The 1118-nt window shown below is 58.1% G+C and carries 2 protein-coding genes and 1 pseudogene; all 3 read right to left on the bottom strand.

Annotated elements, in window-relative coordinates; all coding sequences use genetic code 11:
- Window positions 1–17: 17 nt before the first annotated feature.
- The 3 genes and pseudogenes from J4E58_RS32400 to J4E58_RS32390 all read right to left on the bottom strand — a co-directional run bounded on the left by J4E58_RS32400 (window position 18) and on the right by J4E58_RS32390 (window position 952).
- Window positions 18–206: a hypothetical protein gene (locus tag J4E58_RS32400; RefSeq protein WP_256962201.1), complete on the bottom strand. Its 189-nt coding sequence runs from the start codon at window positions 204–206 to the stop codon at window positions 18–20.
- 3 nt (window positions 207–209) lie between these two features.
- A pseudogene (locus J4E58_RS32395) lies at window positions 210–335 on the bottom strand (transposase); the annotation flags it as partial.
- A 26-nt stretch (window positions 336–361) separates the two neighbouring features.
- Entirely contained in the window at window positions 362–952 is a 591-nt protein-coding gene (locus tag J4E58_RS32390; RefSeq protein ID WP_370686790.1) for a transposase, read from the bottom strand.
- Window positions 953–1118 lie beyond the last annotated feature (166 nt).

Raw genomic sequence — 1118 nt, 5'->3', positions numbered from 1 at the left:
TGTAGGAGATTCTATGTCTACCCCACCGTATCGACCGTAGGTCGATACGGCTGTTGGGTCTTCATCAGAGCGAAGGCAATACGGGCTAATTTACGCGCAAGGATGATCAGCGCTTCTGTTCGCTTCAGGCCGCGCTGCAGGTATTGCTGATAGCGGGATTGCCAAGCCTTGGTCCTGCTTGCCGCCATGGCGGCGTTGTAAAGCAAGCGTCGGGTTTCCGAGTCGCCTTGCTTGCTCAGCTTGCGTCGACCGTTGTAACGCCCCGACTCCTTGACCCGTACATCCAGGCCCAGGAAGGCGATAAAGGCATCGCTGCTGCGGAACGAACCCCGCAGAAAGGCCAGATTGAGTGCGGCAGCAGTCAGTGGGCCGATCCCTTCAATGGCTTGGCCTGCTCCGCCAAACCCGCCTCTTGCAACGCCTTGTTCAGCTCTTCATTGAGTCGTACCTCCAGACGTTTCATGCGTTCCAGTACCGGTTTAAGCTCCCGGGCCATCTGCCGGTCCTGAGCAAAACTCAGGCGCAAGGCCGTGGTGCTGCGGATCAGCGTGGCTCGACGCCGTAGCAGCACTTGCAGGCGCCGGTAGGCCTTGCAGGTGGGTTTCCAGGGGCGCAACTGGCGTTGTTCATGGGCAAGGTAACGGGCCAGCAAGCGGGCATCGCTCTGATCGTTCTTGACACGACCACCGATCCCCTTGCGGTAGTTGCTCAGGCGGTAACCATCGATGACATAGATCCGATGCCCGCGCTGGTAGGCCAGATCCGCCAGCAGGACGTGGTAAGTGCTGGTGGCCTCAATAGCCAGGGAACAGTCTGCGGGCAATGTTTTCAACCAGGCCAGAATCGTGCTTCGAGCGTTGGCTAACGTACTGGCTTGCTGAGTGTCGAGGCGATACAGGCTCAGGCTTTCTTTGGCGACATCGATGCCAACGATGGGTGTTTGTATTGTCATGAGACGCTCCCGCGGACAAGATAAAACGACCTGTCGGGGACTCGCGTTTGGCGCAGGCTTGTAGATATGGTCGGTCTTGAGGGGCTACTCAAGCCGATGGATTCCTTATCGGCGCTTGTGATGAACGCGAGAGTGGGGGAATTCTCCTACCGTCTGGCTTGCAGAA

Origin of the sequence: Pseudomonas sp. FW305-25, assembly GCF_017351415.1 — a bacterium.
GTDB lineage: Bacteria > Pseudomonadota > Gammaproteobacteria > Pseudomonadales > Pseudomonadaceae > Aquipseudomonas > Aquipseudomonas chlororaphis.
Note: the sequence above shows the minus strand (reverse complement) of the source record. Positions and strands in the feature narration are given on the sequence as shown.